Here is a 4720-nt window from a genome sequence, read left to right on the forward strand (position 1 = left end):
ACCCCGGCCGCGCGCGCGATCTCGGCGCTGTGGTTCCTCACCCCGCTCGCGCTGCTCGTCGTGGTGTGGCTGGTGGTCGTCGCGATCACCGATCCGCCACTGCGGGTCTTCCCCCAGGTCGGCGACGTGCTCTCGGCACTGGGCGACATGTGGTCGAGCGGCGAGCTGTTCGACCACCTCGGCGCGAGCCTGCGGCGCATGGGCATCGGCGCCGCGATCGCCATCCTCACCGCCCTGCCCTTCGGCATCGCGCTGGGCTCCAGCGCCGCGCTGTCGGCGTTCTTCTCCCCGCTGCTGCGGTTCTCCGTGGCGCTCGCGGGCATCGCCTGGATCCCCGTCGCCACGCTGTGGTTCGGCTACGGCGACAAGGCCGTGATCTTCATCGTGTGGAACGCCATGTTCTTCGCGATCACGTACAACGCGATGCTCGGCGTCCGGCAGATCCCGACCCAGCTGCTGCGCGCCGCGCGCAGCATGGGCACCACCCGGCTGCGGATGTTCTGGGAAGTGCTGCTGCCCGGCGCCCTGCCCAGCGTGGTCACCGGCCTGCGGGTCGGCCTCGGCTACGGCTGGCGGGGGCTGGTCGCCGCGGAGATCATCGCGAGCAACGCGGGCCTCGGCTACGCCCTGTTCCAGGCACAGAAGTACTTCCAGACCGACGTGATCATCGCCTCGATGGTCATCATCGGCGTGCTCTGGCTGCTGATGGACCGGCTGATGCTCGCCCCGCTGGAGAAGCGCACGGTGGAGCGCTGGGGCATGACCGGAGGGAGGGGCTGATGGCGTCGGACACGGCTGAGCCCGTACGGCGCACGCCCGCTGGGCGTACGCCGCGCAAGAGCGGCGCGAGCCCGGGCGTGGTACGCGCCCGGAAGGTCTGGCTCTGGCTCACCCGCCGCGCCGCGTTCCGCAACCTCGGCCCGTTCGTGCCGGTCATCGCGCTGTGGTGGCTGGTCGCGGAGATGGGCGTGTTCGACGAGGCGTTCTTCGTCGGCCCGCCGCGGGTGGTCGAGGAGTTCGGCGACCTGATGGAGAAGGGCATCCTGCCCGGCTACCTGACGGACTCGCTGACCAGGCTGGCGTACGGCGTCGGCTTCGGCCTCGCCATCGGCCTGCCGATGGGCTTCGTGGTGGCGATGTTCGCCAAGGTCCGCCGGTTCTTCTGGCCGATCCTGCTGTTCTTCCAGGCGGTCGCCGACATCGCCTGGCTGCCGATCGTGATCGTCTGGTTCGGCTTCAGCCTCACCGCGGTCACCTTCGTGATCGTCTACACGATCGTCTTCCCGCTGATGCTGAGCGTCGTCGCGGGTGTGGAGCAGGTGCCGCGCGAACTGCTGCGCGCGGCGCGCAGTCTCGGCGCCGGCCGGACGCGGGTGTTCTTCGAGGTCATCCTCCCGGGCGCACTGCCGTCCGTGGCGGGCGGCGTCCGCACCGGCCTCGGCTACGGCTGGCGCGCCCTGGTCGCCGCCGAGATCATCGTCGGCACCAGCGGCGTCGGCTTCATGATGTTCGACGCCCGCCGGGTGGGCGACATCAGCCAGGTGTTCCTGGGCATGGCAGTGCTGGGAATCCTGTGGTACGCGCTCGACGCCATGGTCCTGGCACCGTTCGAGCGAGCCACCGTCGAACGGTGGGGCATGGTACGGAGTTTGGAGGCCGACGGATGACGGCGCTGGAGATCACAGGACTGCAGAAGAACTACGTCGACGCGTACAGCGGCGAGGAGGTCACCGCCATCGGCGACGTCTCGTTCAGCGTGAACGAGGGCGAGTTCGTCTCCGTGCTCGGCCCGAGCGGCTGCGGCAAGACGACCGTGCTGAACATCGTCGCCGGCTTCGTGAACCTCACGGAGGGCGAGGTCGTCGTCGACGGCCGGGCGGTCAGCGGGCCGGGTCCCGACCGCGGCGTGGTGTTCCAGAGCCACGCGCTCTTCCCCTGGAAGACGGTGCTGGGCAACGTGGTCTTCGGGCTGCGGATGAAGGGCGTGCCGCGCGCCGAACGGGACGCCAAGGGCAAGGAGTTCCTGGAGCTGGTCGGGCTCGGCGGCTTCGGGCACAAGTACCCGCACGAGCTGTCCGGCGGCATGCAGCAGCGCCTGGGCGTGGCCCGCGTGCTGGCCAACGAGCCGGCGGTGATGCTGATGGACGAGCCGTTCGCCAGCATCGACGCCCAGACGCGGCGCAAGCTGCAGGAGGACCTGACCCGCATCTTCGAGAAGCGGCACCCGACGGTCTTCTTCGTCACCCACGACGTGGACGAGGCGGTGTTCCTCTCCGACCGGATCGTGGTGCTGTCCAAGCGGCCGAGCCGGGTACGGGAGATCGTCACCGTCGACCTGCCGCGGCCGCGGGAGTGGCGTACGGCGCTGGAGACGCCGGAGTTCCGGGAGATCGCGAACCGGGTCAACGAACTGCTCGTCGACGACGAGGGTGCGGCGGCCGGCGCGGACGAGGACCCGGGAGGTGCGACCGATGCCGACGGAACGGCAGTCGCTGGCGTTTAGGGCGCTGCGCAGCCCCACGATCCGCCGGCTGCTCATCCTGGTCCTGCTCATCGTCGTGTACCAGGTCTGGCTGACGGTGCAGGCGAGCGGCAAGGTCGACCCGGCGGTCGGCGACGAGCGCGACATGCGCGGGCGCTTCTCCGCCGACGTCGAGCTGGGCTTCCCGCCGGAGCGGTACCACATCCTGCGGATGCAGAAGCACGGCCGCATCGCCGGCACGGACGGCAACGTCGTGCATCTGCGCGGCGTGGCGCCGGCGGGTGTGGACGCGCTGGCGCGGGAGTACTGGATCGAGCGCATCGTGCCCCCGGAGGACGAGAGGCCGGCGGCGCGCTGAGCGCGCGGCCGGTGCGCCGAAGCCGGGAGCCCGTACGCACCCCCCTGGTCGGGTGCGTACGGGCTCCTGTTCCGCGGCCACGGGCCCGGGGCGGGCTCAGCTCCAGGTGCGGTCCCAGGCGGGGTTGTCGTTCCACTGCTTGGTGGGTGCGAAGAGCTTCTCGCCCTTCGCCAGGTGCTTGGCCATCTCCTTCTCGTCCAGTTCCACGCCGAGGCCCGGCGCGTCGGTCAGGTGGTAGAAGCCGTCCTTCAGCAGCGGCTCGCCGCCGGCGACGAGGTCGTTCCAGAACTTCACGTCGCTGGCGTGGTACTCCAGGCAGACGAAGTTCTCGGTGGCGGCGGCGATGTGCGCGCTGGCCATCGCGCCGATGGGCGAGCCCGCGTAGTGCAGCGGCATCGCCAAGCCCTGCTCGCGCGCGTAGTCGCCGATGCGCTTGGTCTCCAGGATGCCGCCGGCGGTCGCCGGGTCGGGCTGGACCAGGTCGACGGCGCCCTCGTCGACGAGGGTGCGGAACGCTTCGAGGCCATACATGTCCTCGCCGGTCATGGTGGGCACGTTGACGGCCCTGGTGATCTCCTTCCAGTCGTCGGTGCGGAACCACGGCACCAGGTCCTCCAGCCAGGCGAGGTTGTAGCGCTCGAAGCGGTTCGCCAGCCGGATGGCGGTGTTGACGTCGAAGTGGCCGAAGTGGTCCATGCCCATCGGGATGTCGTAGCCGACGGCGTCGCGCACCGCCTCGACGTACTCCGCCATGGCGTCCAGGCCCTTGTCGGTGATCTGCACCATGGTGAGCCCGTGCTCGGTCATGCCGTAGCCGCCGGGAGTGCCGTCGTACTGCTGGAGGTTGCCGCCGTACAGGCTCTTGCCGACGACCGCGCCCGGCAGGTCCTGCACGATTTCCAGGCCGAGGTCCATCTTGAGGAACGTGAAGCCCATCTCCACGCGCTCTTTCATGCGCTGCGCGTAGACCTTCGGGTCCTCCGACTCGGTGGTGTCGGTGTAGAGGCGTATCTTTCTGCGGTACGCGCCGCCGAGCATCTGGAACACCGGCACGCCGTACGCCTTGCCCGCCAGATCCCACAGCGCCATCTCGACGCCGGAGACCCCGCCGCCGCGGCGGCCGTGGTTGCCGAACTGCTTGAGGCGCCTGAACAGCATCTCGACGTTGCACGGATTCTCGCCGAGGAGCCGGCTCTTCAGCTCCAGCGCGTAGCGCTTGTCGGCGTCGTCGCGCACCTCGCCCCAACCGGAGATGCCCTGGTTGGTGTCGATGCGGACGATCGGGCTGGTGAACGGCACGCCGTCCAGCACCGCCACCCGCAGATCGGTGATCTTCAGCTTGCTCGGCTTCGACGCCCTGCCGACTTTCTGGGTGAGGAACTCGACCTGTTCCTCGGCCGGTCGGAATGCGAGTGCGCCGAGCCCGAGGCCGCCCGTGGCGGCGGCTGCCCCGAGTCCCAGGACGGTGCGCCTGGAACGCTTGCCGGGGCGGTTCTCGGATTCCTGCATGGGGGGTCCTCCGTAAGGATTCCGGGAAATCTGCGGGCTCACCATAGGGGCGGGGCCGGGGGCGTGGGAGCGGTCCCGCCGCGTTAGTTTCCGTATGCATTCATTAGGAAGGCGAATGAGTGCAGGAGGGGCCGCAGGATTCGCCGGGCGAATGGAGGTATACGCAACTCACCCTTAACGGTGGGGGGTCGGTGTACGTACGCTGCGCGCAACCCCCGCACCGACGCACCACGTACGGCGCAGTACCTGTACGTACCACGTACTACACGCGCCGTGCGGCGCACTACCGCACCATCAGGCAGCCGGCAGAGCACAGAAAGCGAAGGTGACGTATGGAACCCCCCGCGCACGACGGCAGTTCGCGCCGGTCC

General features: G+C 69.5%; 5 protein-coding genes. 4 read left to right on the plus strand and 1 reads right to left on the minus strand.

The annotated features are described in order from the left end of the window. The 4 genes from H5J30_RS18065 to H5J30_RS18080 all read left to right on the plus strand — a co-directional run. Positions 1–780 (plus strand): ABC transporter permease (locus H5J30_RS18065; protein WP_220189056.1); only part of this gene is annotated, 780 nt, incomplete at its 5' end. Continuing rightward, positions 780–1667, plus strand: a complete 888-nt coding sequence (locus H5J30_RS18070; protein WP_258563387.1) for an ABC transporter permease — start codon at positions 780–782, stop codon at positions 1665–1667. The genes H5J30_RS18065 and H5J30_RS18070, both read left to right, overlap by 1 nt. After that, positions 1664–2503, plus strand: coding sequence for an ABC transporter ATP-binding protein (locus tag H5J30_RS18075; protein WP_181788452.1), 840 nt, complete (start codon positions 1664–1666; stop codon positions 2501–2503). The genes H5J30_RS18070 and H5J30_RS18075 overlap by 4 nt, the downstream gene beginning before the upstream one ends. Continuing rightward, positions 2472–2840 (plus strand): hypothetical protein, encoded by a 369-nt coding sequence (locus tag H5J30_RS18080; RefSeq protein WP_181788453.1) that lies wholly within the window; start codon positions 2472–2474, stop codon positions 2838–2840. The genes H5J30_RS18075 and H5J30_RS18080 overlap by 32 nt, the downstream gene beginning before the upstream one ends. Positions 2841–2936: 96 nt before the next feature. On the opposite strand, the gene H5J30_RS18085 is transcribed toward H5J30_RS18080, so the two are convergent. Further along, positions 2937–4349 (minus strand): mandelate racemase/muconate lactonizing enzyme family protein, encoded by a 1413-nt coding sequence (locus H5J30_RS18085; RefSeq protein WP_181788454.1) that lies wholly within the window; start codon positions 4347–4349, stop codon positions 2937–2939. Between the last annotated feature and the right edge of the window lie 371 nt (positions 4350–4720).

Source organism: Streptomyces phytophilus, assembly GCF_013870535.1.
GTDB lineage: Bacteria > Actinomycetota > Actinomycetes > Streptomycetales > Streptomycetaceae > Streptomyces > Streptomyces phytophilus.

Bases quoted from the DNA above. Each gene is read 5' to 3' on its own strand.
- H5J30_RS18070 (WP_258563387.1), top strand. From the start codon at position 780: ATGGCGTCGGACACGGCTGAGCCCGTACGGCGCACGCCCGCTGGGCGT.
- H5J30_RS18080 (WP_181788453.1), top strand. From the start codon at position 2,472: ATGCCGACGGAACGGCAGTCGCTGGCGTTTAGGGCGCTGCGCAGCCCC.
- H5J30_RS18085 (WP_181788454.1), bottom strand. From the start codon at position 4,349: ATGCAGGAATCCGAGAACCGCCCCGGCAAGCGTTCCAGGCGCACCGTC.
- H5J30_RS18075 (WP_181788452.1), top strand. From the start codon at position 1,664: ATGACGGCGCTGGAGATCACAGGACTGCAGAAGAACTACGTCGACGCG.